Below are 18,133 nucleotides of genomic sequence, written 5' to 3' on the forward strand. Positions count from 1 at the left end.
TTAGTCCTCCATGCCGAGATCGATCGTCGTACCCTCGAACACCTTGTTGACGGTGCGGACGGCGCACATCTTGCCACACATGGTGCAGGTGCCCTCGGTGGCGGCGGGGGACTCCTCGTAGCGCTTCTTGCCGGTGACCGGGTCGAGCGCGCACTTCCACATGGAGTCCCAGTCGAGCTTGCGGCGTGCCTGGCCCATCTTGTCGTCCATGTCGCGGGCGTGCGGCACCTTCTTGGCGATATCGGCGGCGTGCGCGGCAATCTTAGTGGCCATGAGGCCATCGAGCACGTCTTGGGCGTTGGGCAGGCACAAGTGCTCGGCCGGCGTCACGTAGCACAGGAAGTCGGCGCCGGAGCTGGCGGAGATAGCGCCGCCGATGGCGGCGGTGATGTGGTCGTAACCCACGCCGATATCGGTCACCAGCGGCCCGAGCACATAGAACGGGGCGTTGTGGCACAGGCGCTTCTGCAGTTTCATGTTGGCGGCGATCTCGTCGAGCGCCATGTGACCCGGGCCCTCGACCATGACTTGGACGCCGGCGGCCCAAGCGCGCTTGCACAGCTTGCCCAGCTCGATCATCTCGGCGGTCTCGGTGGCGTCGTTGGAGTCGTAGAGGCAGCCCGGGCGGCAGGAGTCGCCGAGCGAAATCGTCACGTCGTACTCGTGGCAGATCTCGAGCAGCTCGTCAAAGTACTCGTAGAAGGGGTTTTCGTTGCCGGTGACCTCCATCCAGCCAAACAGCAGCGAGCCGCCGCGGCTCACGATGTTCATCAAGCGGCCGGTCTCCTTAAAGGTCTTGGTGACCGACTTGTTGATGCCGCAGTGGATGGTCATAAAGTCCACGCCGTCCTCGGCGTGCGCGCGCACGACCTCGAACAGGTCATCCTTGGTAAGCTTGACCAGCGGCTTTTCCATGTAGCCGATGGCGTCGTACATGGGGACGGTGCCCACCATGAGCGGCGTCTCGTCGATGAGCTGCTGGCGGAACTGGCGCGTCTTGCCCGAGTTGGAAAGGTCCATGATGGCGTCGGCGCCAAAGTCCTCGGCGATCTTGACCTTCTTCCATTCCTCGGCGGCATCGGCTTTATCGCCCGAGATGCCCAGGTTGACGTTGACCTTAGTAGACAGGCCCTCGCCGATACCAAAGGCGCGCATGCCTTTTTTGATGTGCACGATGTTGGCGGGAATGGCGATGCGGCCGTCGGCCACGCGCTCGCGGATGTACTCGGGGTCGCGATGCTCGCGCTCGGCGACTTCCTTCATCTGCGGCGTGATCTGCCCGGCGCGGGCGAAGTCGATTTGCGTGACGAGCTTGGGCTCGGTCTGTGTGCTCATTGGCACGGCTCCCTTCGTTGGCATTACCCATATCAGGTTTGCGGGTCAGGGCGGGCGCGCCCAGTCTCAGCCTGCCGTCCTGTCCTGCAAGCTCCCCGTTTATGTAATGGGCTCAAGTATAGCTCGAATGGGTACGATTGGCCTAACGAGCGTGCCTGTGGGGAGGCGAACATGGAAGACAAGCATCTATATCGAGAGACGCAATGGGATGTATCGGCCGAGGAAAGCCGTGCGCACCATGGCCTTGTCGCGATCGGTTTTGCGGTGCTTGCCGTGCTGGTGATTGCCTTTTGTATCTGGACGTTTGGCGGTCACGGCGGCGCTGCATGGGAGTTCGAGGCCGACGATGCCCTGCCGATCATGACAGTGAAGGTTACGGGCGGCAATACCGTTGCCGCGCCGGGCGACTATTGGTATTCGCGCGATGGATTTGTCCAGCTTCAGCTGAGCGGTGGGTCTATTCCTGGTGAGGAAATCGAACGCGTGACGTATGATGCGGCGCTCAAAACGCTGACGGTGAAGCTCAAGAATCAGGGCGACGTGCCTACGACTATGGATATCGCGCTGACGGAATGGCGCTTGGAGCCCCCGACGGGTGTTGCGGTGTCCGAGGTGGAGCATGTCAAGATTACCTATCAGGACGGCTCGACAAACGAAGTTGCCAAAGCCGACGGCTTGGCGGAATAGACGCCGTGCCTGGGCAGCACATTCAAAAGTAGCGGTGGTCCTACAAGGTCTGTTCGTTCAGGAAGACCAAAGTGTTCTTATTTGAAAGCTCGGGAAAGTGACGATAACCAACGTCAAACGCGGTGAGCCCGCTTACATCCTCGAGCTTGTTTTCTGCCATCCAGCGCACCATGGAACCACGTGCCTTTTTGCTGGCGGTCGAGCGCTGGATGGGCTTGCCGTTGCGGATGCCTTCGCCAAAGAGGCACGTGACGACCGTGGCGTCGCCCGCGAGATGGGGCAGAACGGCTTTGGCGTACTCTACGCTGGCGAGGTTGACGATCGTGGTGTTTGAGCCTGCCGGGGCGATAGCCCGCGCGAGCTTGTCGCTCCAAAACGCGTAGAGGTCTGGGGCATCGTCAACGGCGAGCTTCGCGCCCATTTCCAGCCGATATGGTTCCACGGCATGAAAGGGGCGAACGCACCCGTAGAGGCCAGAGAGGATCCACAGGTGGCTTTGCAGCCATGCGAGCTGCGCGGAATCCATCACCTCGGGCGCCATGCTCTGGTATTGAATGCCGTGGTAGGACATGACGGCAGGGGAGAGGTGACAGGCGAGTGCGGGATTGTCGAGATCGCCGTTTTTCAGGATGGGCCCGAACTCATGCAGGGTGTTGAGGCAAGGCCCCAGCAGTTTGTCACTCACGTTCCATAGCGCCTGCAGGCTGTCGCTGCCTTCATTCCGCTCGATATCTAGCAGTGCGCGGTGGAGGCGAGCCGTCTCGCGCGCAAAGGGTGGGATGCCCAGGACTTCAAAAGCATCTTGGGCCGCGCGCATCTGCTTGGCGGGCGAAATGACGACCTGCAGCATGGACTCTCCTCTGCCAAAAAGGAAGTTGCGGTGGAATACGGTCTGTTTTGGCCGTTTATGGGCCAGGTTAGTCTGTATTTCACCGCAACTGATGAAGGGTTGGTTACGCGCGCTCGATGAAGGCCTTGTAGCCGCGATAGGCCTCGTAGATATCGGCCTTGTTGGCGACCTCCCACAGGGCGTGCATGGACAGGACGGCAACGCCAGAGTCGATGACGTTCATGCCGTACTTAGCCATGATGTATGCGATGGTGCCGCCGCCGCCCGCGTTGACGCGACCGAGCTCGCAGGTCTGGAAGTCCACGCCGGCCTCGTCCATGATGTCGCGGATGAGGGCCACATACTCGGCGTCGGCGTCGTTAGAGCCGCCCTTGCCGCGGCTGCCCGTGTACTTGTTAAAGCACAGGCCGCGACCCATAAAGGCTGCGTTCTTGGTTTCGAACTTGCCGGCGTAGCCCGGGTCGAAGCCGGCGGACACGTCGGAGGAGAGCATGCGGCTGCGGGCGAGCGCGCGGCGCAGGGCCAGCGGGCTATCCTCGCCGGCGAGCGTCATGATCTCGGCGACGGTGTTCTCGAAGAAGCGGCTCGTCATGCCGGTGGCACCCACGGAACCGATCTCCTCCTTGTCGACGATGAGTGTGATGCTCGTGCGCTCCACGTTGGCGACGTTGATCTGGGCGAGCATGGACGGATAGGCGCAGACACGGTCGTCGTGGCCATAGCCCAGAATCATGGAGCGGTCGAGGCCCATGTCACGGGCGGGGCCGGAGGGCACGACCTCGATCTCGGCGGAGAGGAAGTCCTCCTCCTCGACGTCGTACTGCTCCTTGAGGATATCCAGGAACATCTGCTTGACGGGCTCCTTGGGAGCGTCCTTGTCGTCCTCGTCAAACTTGACGGGGCGGCCGCCCACGATCACGTCGAGGATCTCGGCGTCGACGGCGTCCTTGGCGGGCTTGGCCATCTGCTCACTCGAGAGGTGGATCAGCAGGTCGGAGATGGTAAAGACCGGGTCGTCGGCCTTGTCGCCGATGTTGATGTCGACGGTGGTGCCGTCCTTTTTGCAGATGACGCCCACAAGCGCGAGCGGGGAGGCCACCCAGTGGTAGCTCTTGACGCCGCCATAGTAGTGCGTGTCGAGATAAGCCATGTCGCCGGCCTCGAAGGCGGGGTTCTGCTTGAGGTCCAGGCGCGGCGAGTCCACGTGGGCGCCCAGGATGTTAAAGCCCTGCTCGAGCGGGGCGGTGCCCAGGTTGACGAGCATGAGGTCCTTGCCGTGGTTGGCGGCGTACACCTTGTCGCCGGCCTTGAGCGCGCGGCCCTCGGCGATCACGGTCTCCAGATTGACGTAGCCCGCCTCCTCGGCCATCTTGATACCGGCCTTGACGCACAGGCGCTCGGTCTTGTTCTCACTCAAAAACTGCTTATAGCCGCGGCAAAGCTCCTCGAGCTCCTCGATCTGCTGTGGCGTGTACTTTTTCCATGCGCTGGGACGCTCCATGACGCAGGCTCCTTTCGGATCGATCGTGCTGGTTGATGTACCGTGAGCCATCGTATCACGCGCGGGCCCGCGGCGGCAGGGAAGCCTGATGTGCGGTGGCCGCGGGGCGGGGAGCGTGTAAACTGGTGTGAGCAAACCGTGCCCAGCCCAAAGCGAGGTATTCAATATGTCTGAAAAGCGCCGTACCTTTGCCGTCATCGACGGCAACTCGCTCATGCATCGCGCCTTCCACGCCGTGCCGCCGACCATGAACGCGCCGGACGGTCGCCCCACCAACGCGATCTTTGGTTTTCTGAACATGTTCCTCAAGATGATCGATGCCTTTAATCCCGACGGCGTTGTCGTGGCGTTTGACAAGGGCAAGCCGCGCGTGCGTATGGAGATGCTGCCGCAGTACAAGGCGCAGCGCCCGCCCATGGATCCCGACCTGCACGCGCAGTTCCCCATGATCAAGGAGCTGCTCGCCGCGCTCAACGTGCCGATTCTGCAGTCCGAGGGCTGGGAAGGCGACGATATCCTGGGAACCATGGCGCGCTTGGGTGAGGAGGCCGGCTGCGACATGCTGCTGGTGACCGGTGATCGCGATATGTATCAGCTCGTGACCGAGCACGTTAACGTGGTCTCGACCCGCAAGGGCCTGTCCGACGTGGCGATCATGACGCCCGAGAGCGTGGACGATCTGTATCACGGCATCACGCCGGCGCTCGTGCCCGACTTTTATGGTCTGAAGGGCGACACGTCCGACAACATCCCCGGCGTGCCGGGCATCGGCCCCAAAAAGGCGAGCGCGCTCATTGCGCAGTACGGTAGCCTGGATGAGGTCATCGCACACGCCGACGAGGTCAAGGGCAAGATGGGAGAAAACCTGCGCGCACACATCGACGACGCGCTGCTGAGCCGTAAGGTGGCGACCATCCGCACCGATGCACCCGTTGAGCTCGATTTTGAGGCGACGTCCTTCCCGGCGTTTTCCGCCGATGAGGTTTCCGCGGCGCTGGGCACGCTTGGTATCACCGCCATGCAGAACCGTTTCTTGGCGCTGATCGGCGGCGAGGGCGGGGCAGCTGCCAGCACGTTTGAGATTCCCGCCGTTTTGCGCGCAGCCGCCGGCGATGCTGGCGCGCTTGGTGCCGTTGCGGCTGAGGTCTCCCGCGTGATTGATGCCGGCGAGTGGGTCGCCGCCGTGGTGGACGATGACAAGGAAGAGGGCGCGCTCTTTGGGCTGACGCGCACGTTGTGGTTGGCGACGTCCAAGGGCCTGTTTGCGCTCGAGGAGGGCGACAGCGGTGCGGCGGCTGAGGTTGAGGGCTTCAACTTCGCCCACGGCGTGATTGCCGGCGTGCTCGCGCGTCTGTTTATGGAAGGCCGTGCGGCGAGCCCGGATATGAAGGCGCTTCTGCATGAGCTTTCGCCCATCGATTCTTCTGAGCTCGAGCTCATGGATCCGCTGGCAGTCGATTCCACGCGCATCTTCGATACCGTTGTTGCCGCCTACCTGTTGGATTCCGACCGCTCCGAGTTTGACGAGGTGTATCTGGCCGATACGTATCTGCAGATGGCGCTGCCTGCGGCGCGCGGCGCAGAGGGTGCTGGCGAGGACGCTCCTGCGCCCGCCGCTCGCACGGCGGCCTTGACGCTGGCGCTGGTTGCACCGCTGCGTGACCGCATGGCCCGCGAGAACGCCGCCAACGTGTTCGATGGGATCGAGATGCCGCTCGTGCCGGTGCTTGCCAAGATGGAGCGCGCGGGCATGCTCGTGGACCCCGACCGCCTGCACAGTCTGTCCGAGGGCCTGGCGACCCAGATTGCCGAGGTCGAGCGCAGCATTCGCGACCTGGCCGGCGACGAGACCTTTAACATCGGCAGCCCCATGCAACTCTCGCACGTGCTGTTTGATGTTATGGGACTTCCGACCAAGGGCCTCAAAAAGACCAAGCGCGGCTACTATTCGACCAACGCCAAGGTGCTGAGCGACCTTGCCCGCGACCACGAGATCGTGCGCCTGATTTTGGACTGGCGTGAGAAGTCCAAGATTAAGTCGACCTATCTGGACACGCTGGGCCCGCTGCGCCGTGGTGACGGGCGTGTGCACACCACGTACAACCAGACCATCACCGCGACGGGGCGTTTGTCTTCGAGCGACCCCAATCTGCAAAACATTCCGACGCGCTCGGAGCTGGGGCGTACCGTCAAGACGGCGTTCTCGGCGGGCGAGGGCAGCGTCTTTTTGGCGGTGGACTACTCGCAGATCGAGCTACGTCTACTCGCGCATCTCTCGGGTGACGAGCACCTGGTGCGCGCCTTTAACGAGGGCGAGGACTTCCACGCCGAGACGGCCGCGCGCGTGTTTGGCGTGCCGGTTTCCGAGGTAACGCCCGACCTGCGCAGCCGCGCCAAGGCCGTGAACTTTGGCATCGTGTACGGTCAGCAGGCCTACGGTCTGTCGCAGTCGCTGCACATCTCGATGGCCGAGGCGCGCGACATGATCGACCGCTACTACGAGGCCTACCCGGGTGTGCGTACGTTCCTCGACAACGTGGTGGCACGTGCCAAGCAGACGGGCTACGCTGAGACCATGTATGGCCGCAGACGCCATATTCCCGAGCTCAAGGCCAAAAATCCGCAACTCCGCGGCTTTGGCGAGCGCACGGCCATGAACCACCCCATGCAGGGCACCGCGGCCGACATCATCAAGATCGCCATGGCCCGCGTAAGCCGCCGCCTGGAAGAAGAGGGTTTTGCCGCCCACATGATCTTGCAGGTACACGACGAACTGGACTTTGAGTGCCCCGTCAACGAAGTCGAGCGCCTTACCGCCATGGTCCGCGACGTCATGGAGCACGTCGTAGACCTACGCGTACCCCTCATCGCCGAAGCCAGCACCGGCATAACCTGGGCCGACGCGAAATAGGAACGCAACCACAGTTCCAAAGTAACCAAAAACAGAAGGACGCCCCTCATCAACAAGGAGCGTCCTTCGTTCAATTAAATTCAGCCAAAGTATCTAGGCGCCAAGACGCCATCCAGGCGGCAAGCAAGTCACCGCAGGACCTGGCCGGGCGAAGCGGGTAAGTTTTTCGTAGATTCCGCACGAGCCGGAAAGCACTTAATGTGCTTTCCGAGCGAGCCCAGGACCTGACCGAACGAAAAACTAACCCGCCTCGCCCGGCCAGGTCCGACGATCTGCGTTAACGAGCCGCCAAGATGGCGTCGATGAGCGTCAGTACGCCCCCGTCGTTGTTGCTCGGAATACGCCACTTGGCATGCGCGTTCATGTGCTCCTCGGCATTGTCCACGATAAAGCTGTGTCCGACGCGCTCCAGCATGGGGATGTCGTTGTAGGTATCGCCCACGGCGGCGGCATCGGCGATATCAATGCCCAACTGCTCGCACAGATGCGCGACGCCGGCGCCCTTGTCGACACCCAGGTTCATAAAGTCGATCCACTCGCGGCCGGCATTGGTGACATAGAGCTGATCCGAGAACGCGGGGTTATAGGTCTCGCGGAACGCGGGCTCGGCATCGTAGGCAGGGAAAAAGATCGAGATCTTATTGGACTCGATATCAATGCCCTCAAAGGTGTCGACGTAGTTGATTGTGTTGTAGTAGACGCTGATCTCGTCGTGGTATTGATGGTCGCGGGCGAGAACATAGAACTCGTCGTAGCAGCACAGGACGGGAACGGCGCGCGGGTCCTCCGAGGCACGAGCGAGCACCTGCTGATACAGCGCCACATCGATGTTGCTCTTATAGATATAGCTGCCGCGATAGATGACGCAGGCTCCGTTGTCGGGACAAAAAGCAAGGCGGTTCTTGATGCCCTCGAACATCTCCTCGAGCTTGGGAGCGGGACGTCCGCTGGCGGGGCAGAATACGATGCCGGCGTCGGCGAGCTTGTCCAGACGCTCATCAAGACCCTGCGGCAACACGCGCTCGTCGGTGAGCAGCGTCTTGTCCATGTCGACGGCGATGAGTTTAATGTTGCCGATGTTGGCGTCTGATTCATAAGTCTGCATAAATGCGCCTTTCCGTTTCCAGATTGTTTCGGGCGTAATGACCCTCTGCTATGTAATCGAGCGTATTTTCGCAGGAATGGTGCGTACTTGCACTGCAATTCACAAACTAATGAAAAAACTTTTCAGAAATTTGAATTTGTCGCTTGTACAGCAGGCACTTTAGCGTAATATAGCGACCATCGAAAACGGAGACGGCAAAAGCACCGCTTACCGAGGAAAAGGTACCGTTTACGATATTAGAATTGCGCCCGGCGATAGGTGAAAGGAGAGGCAGATGCAGTTCGTAAAGATCATCACTACTGCAGACAATGCCATCCGACGCCAGCGCGCAATTTCCCGACGACGATAACAATCGTCTCTGTCCGTATGGGGCGAATTGCCTCAACAGAGTCATTTTGAGGTCGTTGGGTTTTAGCACGACATTGCTGCATGTTTCTAGGGCATGTTGTGCTGCTTTTTGCTATTTAACCTGATATTGCACGGTTTTTGACCTCGAAATGACTTGCAACTGACCGATGTTCTAACTAGCTACCAAGGGCGAAAGGAAACAGCCATGAGCAAGGAAAAAGTCGTTCTCGCATATTCCGGTGGTCTTGATACATCCGTATGTGTCAAGTGGCTCCAGGACGAGAAGAATCTCGATGTTGTTTGTGTCTGCGGCAACGTGGGCCAGGAGGAGACCGGTCTGGACGCCAAGAAGCAGAAGGCCCTCGACCTGGGCGTTCTGGATTGCCAGGTGCTCGATCTGCGCGACGAGTTCTCCGATGAGTTCCTGACTAAGGCTATCGCCGCAAACTCTATGTACGAGAACAAGTATCCGCTGCTCTCCGCCCTGTCCCGCCCGTTGCTCGCCAAGAAGCTTGTCGAGGTCGCTCACGAGTTTGGCGCGACCTACGTCGCTCACGGCTGCACCGGCAAGGGTAACGACCAGGTTCGTTTTGAGGCTGCCGTCAAGGCCCTCGACCCCGAGCTTAAGGTTATCGCCCCGGTTCGCGAGTGGGATCTTAAGTGCCGTCCCGACGAGGTCGCCTATGCTCACGCCCACAACGTGCCGGTTCCCGAGGGCGCCAACGACAACCCCTATTCCATCGACGACAACCTGTGGGGTCGCGCCATCGAGTGCGGTCACCTGGAGGATCCCTGGAACGAGCCGCTCGACGACGCCTGGGTTATGACCAAGAACCCCGAGGACACGCCGGACACCCCGACCTACACCGAGATTGAGTTTGAGGCGGGCAAGCCCGTCGCCGTCGATGGCAAGAAGATGAAACTCTCCGAGATCGTCATCGCCCTCAACAAGATTTCGGGTGACAACGGCTTTGGCCGTCTCGACTTGGTCGAGGATCGTCTGGTGGGCCTCAAGAGTCGCGAGTGCTACGAGGTTCCTGGCGCCCTGACGCTCATCACCGCCCACAAGGCGCTCGAGGACATCTGCGTCGAGGGCGACCTGCTCAAGACCAAGATTAAGCTCGAGCAGGATTGGGCCACCGCCGTGTACAACGGCCAGTGGTACAGCCCGCTCAAAAACGCGCTCGATGCCTTTATGGCCGACACCCAGAAATTCGTGACCGGCACCGTCCGTCTGAAGTTCTTTAAGGGCAACTGCCATGTCGTCGGCCGCAAGAGCCCGTTTAGCCTGTATGACTACGGTCTTGCTACCTACGACCGCGACACTACGTTTGACGAGAAGGCCAGCGCCGGCTTTATCGAGATCGATACGCTGTCGCTCAAGACGTGGGCTAAGGTCCAGGGCCCCAGCTCTGCTTCCGCCCAGGCCTAGCGCCTCCTTCCTTTGGTATCCGCGCGGCCCATCCGCGTGATACATAACGGGCGCATGGGGTCCCTACCTTTCGTTATGCTTGCTGACACTTCTTAACATCGGTGGCCCCTACGTTCCGCCCGCATATATGATGCCGCGTCTGCGGCTGAGTCCGAGCCCCGCCGGGGTTGTCCGGCGGGGCTCCTCCTATCAATTTGACGGCCCTGCGCCTATATATATGGGGAGTATCCATTATGTTCAATGCTATCGCGCATGCTTTACTTGCCCTCGCGCCCGAGTTCGATGCTGCAAAGGTCGAGGACGTTCCTATGAGCCTAAAGGCCTGGATCGATGGTTCGCAGGGCAACATTCGGAGGGAGACGTTGGGCGCCAAGTGCATGGCGCGTCACTTCTTTGCAAATTAGCTATATGGCCTCGCACATGGTGGGGAATATGCAAAACTAGCGGTTGAGAAATCGCTTTAGCGACAGGGCGCATTGCTTTGGGCGCTTGTTTTGGGATTTGATGAAAGGGGACGGTTCCATGGCTCTTTGGGGCGGTCGTTTTGAGGCAGGCGTGGCCGAGGTCACGCAGGAGTTTGGCGCGTCGTTGCCGGTTGACAAACATCTCTATAAGCAGGATATCGCCGGATCTAAGGCACATGCCAAGATGCTGGCGGCCCAGGGCATTATCAGCGCCGAGGACGAGCAGGCGATTGCCGAGGGCCTGACCGGAATCGAACAGGATATCGATGCCGGCAACTTCACCTTTGATATCAACGACGAGGACATTCATATGTCCATCGAAAGCGAGCTGACGCGTCGTATCGGCGAGGCTGGCAAGCGCTTGCATACTGGGCGTTCGCGCAACGACCAGGTGGCGACCGATACGCGCCTGGGTGTCAAGGCGTTGGCCAAGGAGCTCATGGAGGCCAATCTTGAGTTGCGCCATGTGCTGGTGGATGCGGCCAAGAAGTACGACAAGGTGATTCTGCCGGGCTACACGCACATGCAGCATGCTCAGCCCGTGCTGCTGTCACATCATCTGCTGGCGTATTCCTGGATGTTCGCGCGCGACTTTACACGCCTGAAGGCCGCCTTTGATGCCGCCGACAACTGCCCGCTGGGTGCTGCCGCGCTTGCCGGTACGAGCTATCCACTCGATCGTCAGATGACGGCTGCCGAGCTTGGCTTTGCGGGTGTGATTCCCAACTCGCTCGATGCGGTTTCCGACCGTGATTTCCTGCTCGATCTGCATTACGCCGGCTCCGTCATGGCCATGCACCTGTCGCGTCTTTCCGAGGAGATCGTGCTGTGGTCGAGCTCCGAATTTGGCTTCATCACGCTTTCCGACTCCTACTCCACCGGCTCGTCCATCATGCCGCAGAAGAAGAACCCCGACTTTGCCGAGCTTATCCGCGGTAAGAGCGGTCGCGTGTACGGCAACCTGATGCAGCTGCTGGTAACCATGAAGGGCCTGCCGCTCGCTTATAACAAGGACTTGCAGGAGGACAAGGAGGGCGCGCTCGATACCGCTCACACGCTCATGCAGTGCCTGTCCGTTATGGCCGGAATGATTTCGACCTGGACCGTCAACGAGGATGCCATGGCGCGCGAGTGCGGCGTGGGGCACCTTGCCGCCACCGATGTTGCCGATTACCTGGCAAAGCGCGGTCTACCGTTCCGCGAGGCACATGCCGTGGTGGGGCACCTGGTCCTGCTGTGTGAGAAGCGCGGCTGCAATCTTGAGGACCTGCCGTTTGAGGTGTTCCAGGAGGCAAGCCCGCTCTTTGAGCGCGATATTACCGAGGCGCTCGATATCCCGTCGATTGTCGCCGCGCGCACGACCGAGGGCGGTACCGCCCCTGCCGCCGTTGCCGTGCAGCTGCAGCGTGCCGAGGCGCAGCTCGTGGCCGACGAAGGCGTGTTTGGATCGCTAACCAAGGTTGTCGAGATGGGTCACGGGGCAAAGTAGAGGTTTGGCTGAAGACGTATTGTCCATTTATTGATAAATCGTTTTAGCTTTACGGGCGTCTGCTGATGCGGGCGCCCCTATTTTGCTGCTATGGGGGAGGGGCTTGTCGAGAACTTCTGTAGGACCTTTGGGCAGGTTGTGAAGGGGGTACGTTCGCGGGTGGCAACCGACCGCCCGCTCTGTTCCATGTGGTTGATGAGCGGTCGGATGGTACTCTAATCGGGCTTCGAAACAGAAGTGACACATATGGAGCGCTTTAATAAATTGCAGCGTTTCAATAAACAGCTTTTTGTTTAACTGCAGCTAAAACTCTGTTACGATGCAGTCCAGGCGGGTGCCGGAATGGGACTTGGGCACGCGCGAACCTACTTGAAAGGCTACCTTATGGCTATCGAGAAGACCTTCATCATGATTAAGCCCGACGCGGTGCGCGATCGCAAGATCGGCGAGATCGTTGCTCGTATTGAGCGTAGCGGCCTTGTCATCGAGCGCATGGAGATGACCACGCTCGAGCGCGCTACCGTCGAGGAGCACTACGCCCATCTGGCCGACAAGCCCTTCTTTGGCGGTCTCTGCGACTTTATGACGAGCGGTCCGGTCGTCAAGATGGTTGTTTCCGGTCTTTCCGCTGTCTCCAAGATGCGCACCCTTATGGGCGCCACCAACCCGCTTGATGCTGCTCCTGGCACCATCCGCGGCGACTTCGCCGTCGATGTCAACGCCAACGTGATCCACGGCTCCGACTGCCTGGAGAACGCCGAGATCGAGATCAAGCGCTTTTTTGGCTAAACCAGCTTTGACTCCTTAAAGCTGTTAGCGTGTGGCTTGGGCGCCGCGGAACTTCATCCGCGGCGCCCTTTTTATCCCAGTAGACTTTTGGTAAACCCCCACAAATCTACTAAAGAGCCCCCGTCCGGATGTTTCTTCCGGGCGGGGGCTGGCGGTAGCGTCGTATGGCTTTGTGAATCTTTAGGCCTCGTCGACGATCTTAAGGCCGCGCGTGTGGTCGATCTCGTTGAGGAGGTTAACGCGACGCTCGTGACGGCCGCCCTCAAACTCGGCGTCGAGCCACTCGTCGACGATCATCTTGGCGAGCTCGGAGCCAACGACGCGGGCGCCAAAGGCGAGCACGTTGGTGTTGTTGTGCATGCGCGAGAGCTTGGCGCTGAAGGGCTCGGAGCACACGACGGCGCGTACGCCCTCGACCTTGTTGGCAGCCAGGCTGATCCCGACGCCGGTGCCGCAGATCAGGATACCCAGGTCAACGTCGCCGTTGGCAACGGCCTTGCCCACTTTGTAACCGGCGATGGGGTAGTCGAAGCTCTCGGAGGTGTCGGTGCCAAAGTTCACGACCTCGCAGCCGCGCTCCTTCAGGTGCTCGGAAATGATGTTCTTGAGCTCGACGGCGGCGTGGTCGTTACCGATACCGATCTTCATGGATGGTTCCTCTCTGGTCTGTGCGGCGCAAATGCTAAAGGTGTTTACCGCGTTCGACTGCATGATAGCGCGACTTTTGCGTAAACGCTCGGGCGTTTTTTGGTCAAACGCTTTAGCAGGCAACAAGACCGGCCTCTCATGAATAATGCCGCCAATTTGTGCTTGAGCGCCGTCCGCCGGAACCGTGGTTGCGGTTTTTGATGCATTGTTATCAAATAAAGGAGCCAACTTTTTTGAGAGTCCAGCCCGTTATGCAAGCAGGAGATACCTATGCCTACCGATTCCATCCGTGATGCCGCGTTTTGCGATGTTTTGAACCGCGAGCTTGTCTGTGCACTCGGCTGCACCGAGCCCATTGCCGTTGCCTATGCAGCGGCGCTGGCGAGCCAGACGCTCGGCTGCGAACCCGATCATATGGATGTTGCCTGCTCGGGCAACATTATCAAGAACGTTAAGAGCGTGACCGTGCCCAACTCGGGCGGTATGCACGGTATTGAAGCCGCGGCCGTGCTGGGTGCCGTGGGCGGCGACGCTAAGAGCGCGCTCGAGGTGCTCGAGAGCGTTAACGATGAAGACCGCGCTCGCGTGGCCGAGCTCCTCGCCGACGCCGGCTACTGCGATGTGTCGCTTGTCGAGGGTGTGCCCAACCTCTACATCAAGGTGACTGCGACGGCCGGGGGCCATACCGCGGTCGTCGAGATTACCGATCACCACACTAATGTCACGTGCCATACGCTCGATGGTATTCCGGTATGCGGCAAGTCGGCGGGGGAGTGCGCCGCCTGCGCCGAGCGCGTGGTGGCCGAGCGTGCGGCAGATAACGCCGATACGCCCATGTCCATTGATTCCATCATCGACTTTATCGAGGACGGTGACATTGAGGGCGCCCGCGCTGCCGTTGAGCGTCAGATTGAGCTGAATGGCGCAATCAGTGCCGAGGGCCTTGCGCACGCTTGGGGCGCCGAGGTGGGTCGTACGCTGCTGGGTGCTCGTGCCGATGACGTCGCCTGCCGTGCCCGTGCCCGTGCGGCCGCCGGGTCCGACGCCCGCATGAACGGTTGCGCGCTGCCGGTCGCCATTGTGTGCGGCTCGGGCAATCAGGGCATTACCTGCGCACTGCCCGTCATGGAGTATGCCGAGTACCTGCGCTGCGACCACGAGCGCCTGGTGCGTGCCGTGATGCTGTCCGATCTCATTGCCGTGCATATCAAGAGCTACATTGGTGCGCTCTCGGCGTTTTGCGGCGCTATTTGCGCTGCGTGCGGTGCCGGTGCCGCGATTACCTGGCTGTGCGGTGGCACGCGCGAGCAAATCGGTGCGACGGTCTCCAATACGCTCGGCAATGTGGGCGGCATCGTGTGCGATGGCGCCAAGGCGAGCTGTGCCGCCAAGATCTCGGCTGCCGTCGATGCAGCGATTCTGGGCCATGATATGGCCATGCAGGGTCGCGGCTTCCGCGCCGGCGAGGGCCTGATCCAAGATACCGTTGAGCAGACAATCGCCAGTATGGGCTACGTAGGCCGTGTGGGCATGAAAGATACCGACGTCGAGATCCTCAACATCATGATCGGCAAAACCCAAGTGTGCTAGGACAGTTCGTCGGCTACTTGGTGTTCGTAGAAGGCTTCTACTACGGCGTTAAAGTCGCGGGCGAAGCCTTCCATGGTTCCGCGCCAGGTGACTCGGTTGGGCTTGCCCTGGCCTACATAGGCAGTCTGAATGCCGCAGGCGGGGTTAGGGAAGTCGCGTTTGGGATCGTTGCCCACCATAAGGACCTCGTGCGGTTCGAGCCCCATCACCTGAAGCTGCTCTAGATAGTAGGTGGCATCAGGCTTGCAGCGGGTGGCGTTTCCCATGTGCGTGACGAGCTCAAAGGGGGCGTCGGCCAGGTCGCCCCAACCCATGCGGCACTCGATGGCCCCCTGCGGAAAGCTGGGGTTGGTAAAGAGCGCGCAGCGCAGCCCTGCGTCCTGTACGGCCTGAAGCGCGGCGTGTGCGCCCGGCATGGCATGGGCGTTGATGAGTTCGTCATTCTTGTACGGAAGAACTTCGCGGTCGTAGTAGGTAAACGCCTCGTAGATAAGTGGGTCCGAGAGGCAAATGCCGCATCGGCGCTCGACCTCTTCTTGGTAAAACTCAAGATTGGTGCGATTGTCCGTGCTGCTGCGGCGATTGGCGTTGAGGTCGACCAGGATGGTGCCGAGGCGTGCCATCGTGCCACCGCGGCTGCGGCGCCCGATATCCGCGAGCATCGAAGAGACATCCTTAAAATAGCGAAGGATGAACGCGTTGAGGTTGATGCTAAGAAGCGTTTCGTCCATATCGAAAACGACTGCTTTGAGCACGCGGGCACCTTTCTCGAAAAATCGATCTAGAATCGTTGGCTCCGGATACTTTACCCCAAAGCCGAATGCCTGGCTGGTTATCGTCAAGTTGCGGAGACGTGTGTTCATAAGATTACGAAAAAGTCTCCACACGAGTAAAAAATCGCAGTTCACGCTTGAAATCGAACTCATTTCCCCGTAACCTATACGAACGTGATTGCATAAGCGTCACATCAGTATCTGTCGGCTCCCGAGTGTTCCTAAACGTTGTGTGCTTGTCGCACCCTTCTGTAGGTCCTAGCAATCGGGGCCCCGTAGTTCGAAAGGGGTCCACCTTTGAGTGAGATTCAGAACTCGTCCATTTTCTCTCTTGACGATGTCAACGAGGAGGAGATGAACAACCTCATCGACGGTACGATTACCGACTTTGATGAGGGCGATCTCGTTAACGGCACTGTCGTTAAGATCGAGCATGACGAGGTGCTCGTTGACATCGGATTCAAGTCCGAGGGCGTTATCCCGGTCCGCGAGCTGTCCATCCGCAAGGACGCTAACCCTGCAGACATCGTTGCACTCGGTGATCCCATCGAGGCTCTGGTTCTCCAGAAGGAGGACAAGGACGGTCGTCTGGTCCTGTCCAAGAAGCGTGCCGAGTACGAGCGTGCTTGGAACCGCATCGAGGAGAAGTTCAACTCCGGCGAGAACGTCGAGGGCGAGGTTATCGAGGTTGTCAAGGGCGGCCTGATCCTCGACATCGGCCTGCGTGGCTTCCTGCCCGCTTCCCTCGTCGACCTCCGTCGCGTCAAGGACCTCACCTCTTACATGGGCACCCGCATCGAGGCCCGCGTCATCGAGATGGACCGCAACCGCAACAACGTCGTCCTCTCCCGTCGCGTCGTGCTCGAGGAGTCCCGTAAGGCCGAGCGCTCCGAGATCCTGTCCAAGCTCAAGTCTGGCATGCGTCTCCAGGGTACCGTTTCCTCCATCGTCGACTTCGGCGCCTTCGTCGACCTCGGCGGTATCGACGGCCTCATCCACATCTCCGAGCTCTCCTGGAACCACGTCAACCATCCTTCCGAGGTTGTCAAGGTCGGCCAGGAGGTCGAGGTCGAGGTTCTCGACGTCGATCTCAACCGCGAGCGCATCTCCCTGGGTCTCAAGCAGACCACCGAGGATCCGTGGCGCGCACTGGTCAAGAAGTACCCCGTCGGCGCTATCGTCGAGGGCACTGTGACCAAGCTTGTCCCGTTTGGCGCTTTCGTCGACTTGGGCGAGGGCATCGAGGGCCTGGTGCACATCTCCGAGATGGCCAACAAGCACGTCGACCAGCCTTCTCAGGTTACCCACGTGGGCGACAAGGTTCAGGTCAAGGTCATGGAGATCGACCTCGACCGTCGTCGTATCTCCCTGTCCATGAAGTCCGCTGCTGAGACTCTGGGCGTCGAGATCGAGGTTACCCCGCTGCCTTCCGAGAAGAAGGACGAGGAGACTGACGCCGAGTAAATCGGTTTGACGATCACTTGTTTTAAGGGATCCGTCCGTAATGGACGGGTCCCTTTTTGCATTTGGCACCGAGATGCGCAATGCTGCCGGGCTGTCCACAGGCTATTGGATTGTCGGTGCATGAAAAAAGCCGACATCCCGCCTCGGGGAGGAGGCGGGAACACACCGAGTAGACGGAGGGGTGCGGAGCGCGGTCGCGTCTCGACTGACGACGTTGCCCATCGACAGGACCATTGTAGCGCATGGCGGTTCTTGGTTTATCGTGTCGAGCGTTTGCGTTGTGCCATTGCCTGCGGCAACGGTGTGTTACACTTTTGCACTGCTGAGTGGGCCAGACGGTCGCGCGATGTGCTGCTTGCAGTACGCGTGAGGAAAGTCCGGGCTCCAGAGGGCGGGATGCCGGCTAACGGCCGGGCGGAGTGATCCGACGGAAAGCGCCGCAGAAAAGAAGACTCCCACCTGCGCCGCAAGGCGTAAAGGGAAAAGCTGAAACGGTGGTGTAAGAGACCACCAGCGTCGTGGCAACACGGCGGCTTGGCAAGCCCCATCCGGAGCAAGCGCGAATAGGAACGCTATGGGCCGGCCCGGTCCGCGTTCGGGTAGCGTGCGTGGAGCTGCACGGTAACGTGCAGACAAGATAAATGACCGTTCACGACAGAACCCGGCTTACAGGCCCACTTAGCAACTATGTTGACGCTGCGACGGCGTCAGCTGGCCGATTTGGCGCTCATTCGTCGGTCGCCGCCA

14 protein-coding genes, 1 other RNA gene and 1 riboswitch are annotated in these 18,133 nt (G+C 60.1%); of the genes, 9 read left to right on the forward strand and 6 right to left on the reverse strand.

Features of this window, described 5'->3' with window-relative positions; translation table 11 throughout:
• Positions 1–1,335, reverse strand: coding sequence for a phosphomethylpyrimidine synthase ThiC (gene thiC / locus DWZ15_RS03850; RefSeq protein WP_118449491.1), 1,335 nt, complete (start codon positions 1,333–1,335; stop codon positions 1–3).
• Positions 1,328–1,443, reverse strand: a riboswitch (TPP riboswitch). It overlaps the preceding gene by 8 nt.
• Before the next feature lie 63 nt (positions 1,444–1,506).
• On the opposite strand from thiC, the gene DWZ15_RS03855 reads away from it, so the two are divergent.
• Positions 1,507–2,022 carry a hypothetical protein gene (locus DWZ15_RS03855; protein ID WP_117637535.1) on the forward strand — a complete coding sequence of 172 codons (516 nt, stop codon included), beginning with the start codon at positions 1,507–1,509 and terminating at the stop codon, positions 2,020–2,022.
• Between the two features lie 40 nt (positions 2,023–2,062).
• On the opposite strand, the gene DWZ15_RS03860 is transcribed toward DWZ15_RS03855, so the two are convergent.
• Positions 2,063–2,872, reverse strand: coding sequence for a YaaA family protein (locus DWZ15_RS03860; RefSeq protein WP_117798204.1), 810 nt, complete (start codon positions 2,870–2,872; stop codon positions 2,063–2,065).
• Positions 2,873–2,975: 103 nt separating this feature from the next.
• A complete protein-coding gene (locus DWZ15_RS03865; protein ID WP_117637537.1) occupies positions 2,976–4,373 on the reverse strand; it encodes an aminopeptidase in 1,398 nt (465 codons plus the stop codon).
• 166 nt (positions 4,374–4,539) lie between these two features.
• Here DWZ15_RS03865 and polA point away from each other — a divergent pair, with 166 nt between their 5' ends.
• Positions 4,540–7,284, forward strand: coding sequence for a DNA polymerase I (gene polA, locus DWZ15_RS03870; RefSeq protein ID WP_118449493.1), 2,745 nt, complete (start codon positions 4,540–4,542; stop codon positions 7,282–7,284).
• 277 nt (positions 7,285–7,561) lie between these two features.
• On the opposite strand, the gene DWZ15_RS03875 is transcribed toward polA, so the two are convergent.
• Complete coding sequence (locus DWZ15_RS03875; protein WP_118449495.1) at positions 7,562–8,389, reverse strand: Cof-type HAD-IIB family hydrolase; 828 nt, start codon at positions 8,387–8,389, stop codon at positions 7,562–7,564.
• Between the two features lie 553 nt (positions 8,390–8,942).
• Between DWZ15_RS03875 and DWZ15_RS03880 the strand changes: the two genes are divergently transcribed.
• From DWZ15_RS03880 to ndk, 4 genes are all read left to right on the forward strand, one after another.
• Positions 8,943–10,169: an argininosuccinate synthase gene (locus DWZ15_RS03880; protein ID WP_118449497.1), complete on the forward strand. Its 1,227-nt coding sequence runs from the start codon at positions 8,943–8,945 to the stop codon at positions 10,167–10,169.
• A gap of 233 nt (positions 10,170–10,402) precedes the next feature.
• On the forward strand, positions 10,403–10,573 hold the full coding sequence (locus DWZ15_RS10480; RefSeq protein ID WP_156058436.1) for a hypothetical protein: 171 nt from the start codon (positions 10,403–10,405) through the stop codon (positions 10,571–10,573).
• 118 nt (positions 10,574–10,691) lie between these two features.
• Positions 10,692–12,122 (forward strand): argininosuccinate lyase, encoded by a 1,431-nt coding sequence (gene argH, locus DWZ15_RS03885; RefSeq protein ID WP_118449499.1) that lies wholly within the window; start codon positions 10,692–10,694, stop codon positions 12,120–12,122.
• 384 nt (positions 12,123–12,506) lie between these two features.
• On the forward strand, positions 12,507–12,911 hold the full coding sequence (ndk, locus tag DWZ15_RS03890; RefSeq protein WP_055251725.1) for a nucleoside-diphosphate kinase: 405 nt from the start codon (positions 12,507–12,509) through the stop codon (positions 12,909–12,911).
• 180 nt (positions 12,912–13,091) lie between these two features.
• On the opposite strand, the gene rpiB is transcribed toward ndk, so the two are convergent.
• A complete protein-coding gene (rpiB, locus tag DWZ15_RS03895; RefSeq protein WP_035138007.1) occupies positions 13,092–13,559 on the reverse strand; it encodes a ribose 5-phosphate isomerase B in 468 nt (155 codons plus the stop codon).
• A 270-nt stretch (positions 13,560–13,829) separates the two neighbouring features.
• Here rpiB and DWZ15_RS03900 point away from each other — a divergent pair, with 270 nt between their 5' ends.
• Positions 13,830–15,149 carry a serine dehydratase subunit alpha family protein gene (locus DWZ15_RS03900; RefSeq protein ID WP_117629410.1) on the forward strand — a complete coding sequence of 440 codons (1,320 nt, stop codon included), beginning with the start codon at positions 13,830–13,832 and terminating at the stop codon, positions 15,147–15,149.
• Here DWZ15_RS03900 and DWZ15_RS03905 read toward each other — a convergent pair.
• Positions 15,146–15,904, reverse strand: a complete 759-nt coding sequence (locus DWZ15_RS03905) for an HAD family hydrolase (RefSeq protein WP_117757023.1) — start codon at positions 15,902–15,904, stop codon at positions 15,146–15,148. The two genes, DWZ15_RS03900 and DWZ15_RS03905, sit on opposite strands and share 4 nt — an antisense overlap.
• Before the next feature lie 315 nt (positions 15,905–16,219).
• On the opposite strand from DWZ15_RS03905, the gene rpsA reads away from it, so the two are divergent.
• Both rpsA and rnpB read left to right on the forward strand, forming a co-directional pair.
• Positions 16,220–17,386, forward strand: coding sequence for a 30S ribosomal protein S1 (rpsA, locus tag DWZ15_RS03910; RefSeq protein WP_022095232.1), 1,167 nt, complete (start codon positions 16,220–16,222; stop codon positions 17,384–17,386).
• 323 nt (positions 17,387–17,709) lie between these two features.
• Positions 17,710–18,071: RNase P RNA component class A (gene rnpB / locus DWZ15_RS03915), an RNA gene on the forward strand.
• The last annotated feature ends 62 nt before the right edge of the window (positions 18,072–18,133 follow it).

Source organism: Collinsella sp. AF29-7AC, from assembly GCF_003475665.1.
Lineage (GTDB): Bacteria > Actinomycetota > Coriobacteriia > Coriobacteriales > Coriobacteriaceae > Collinsella.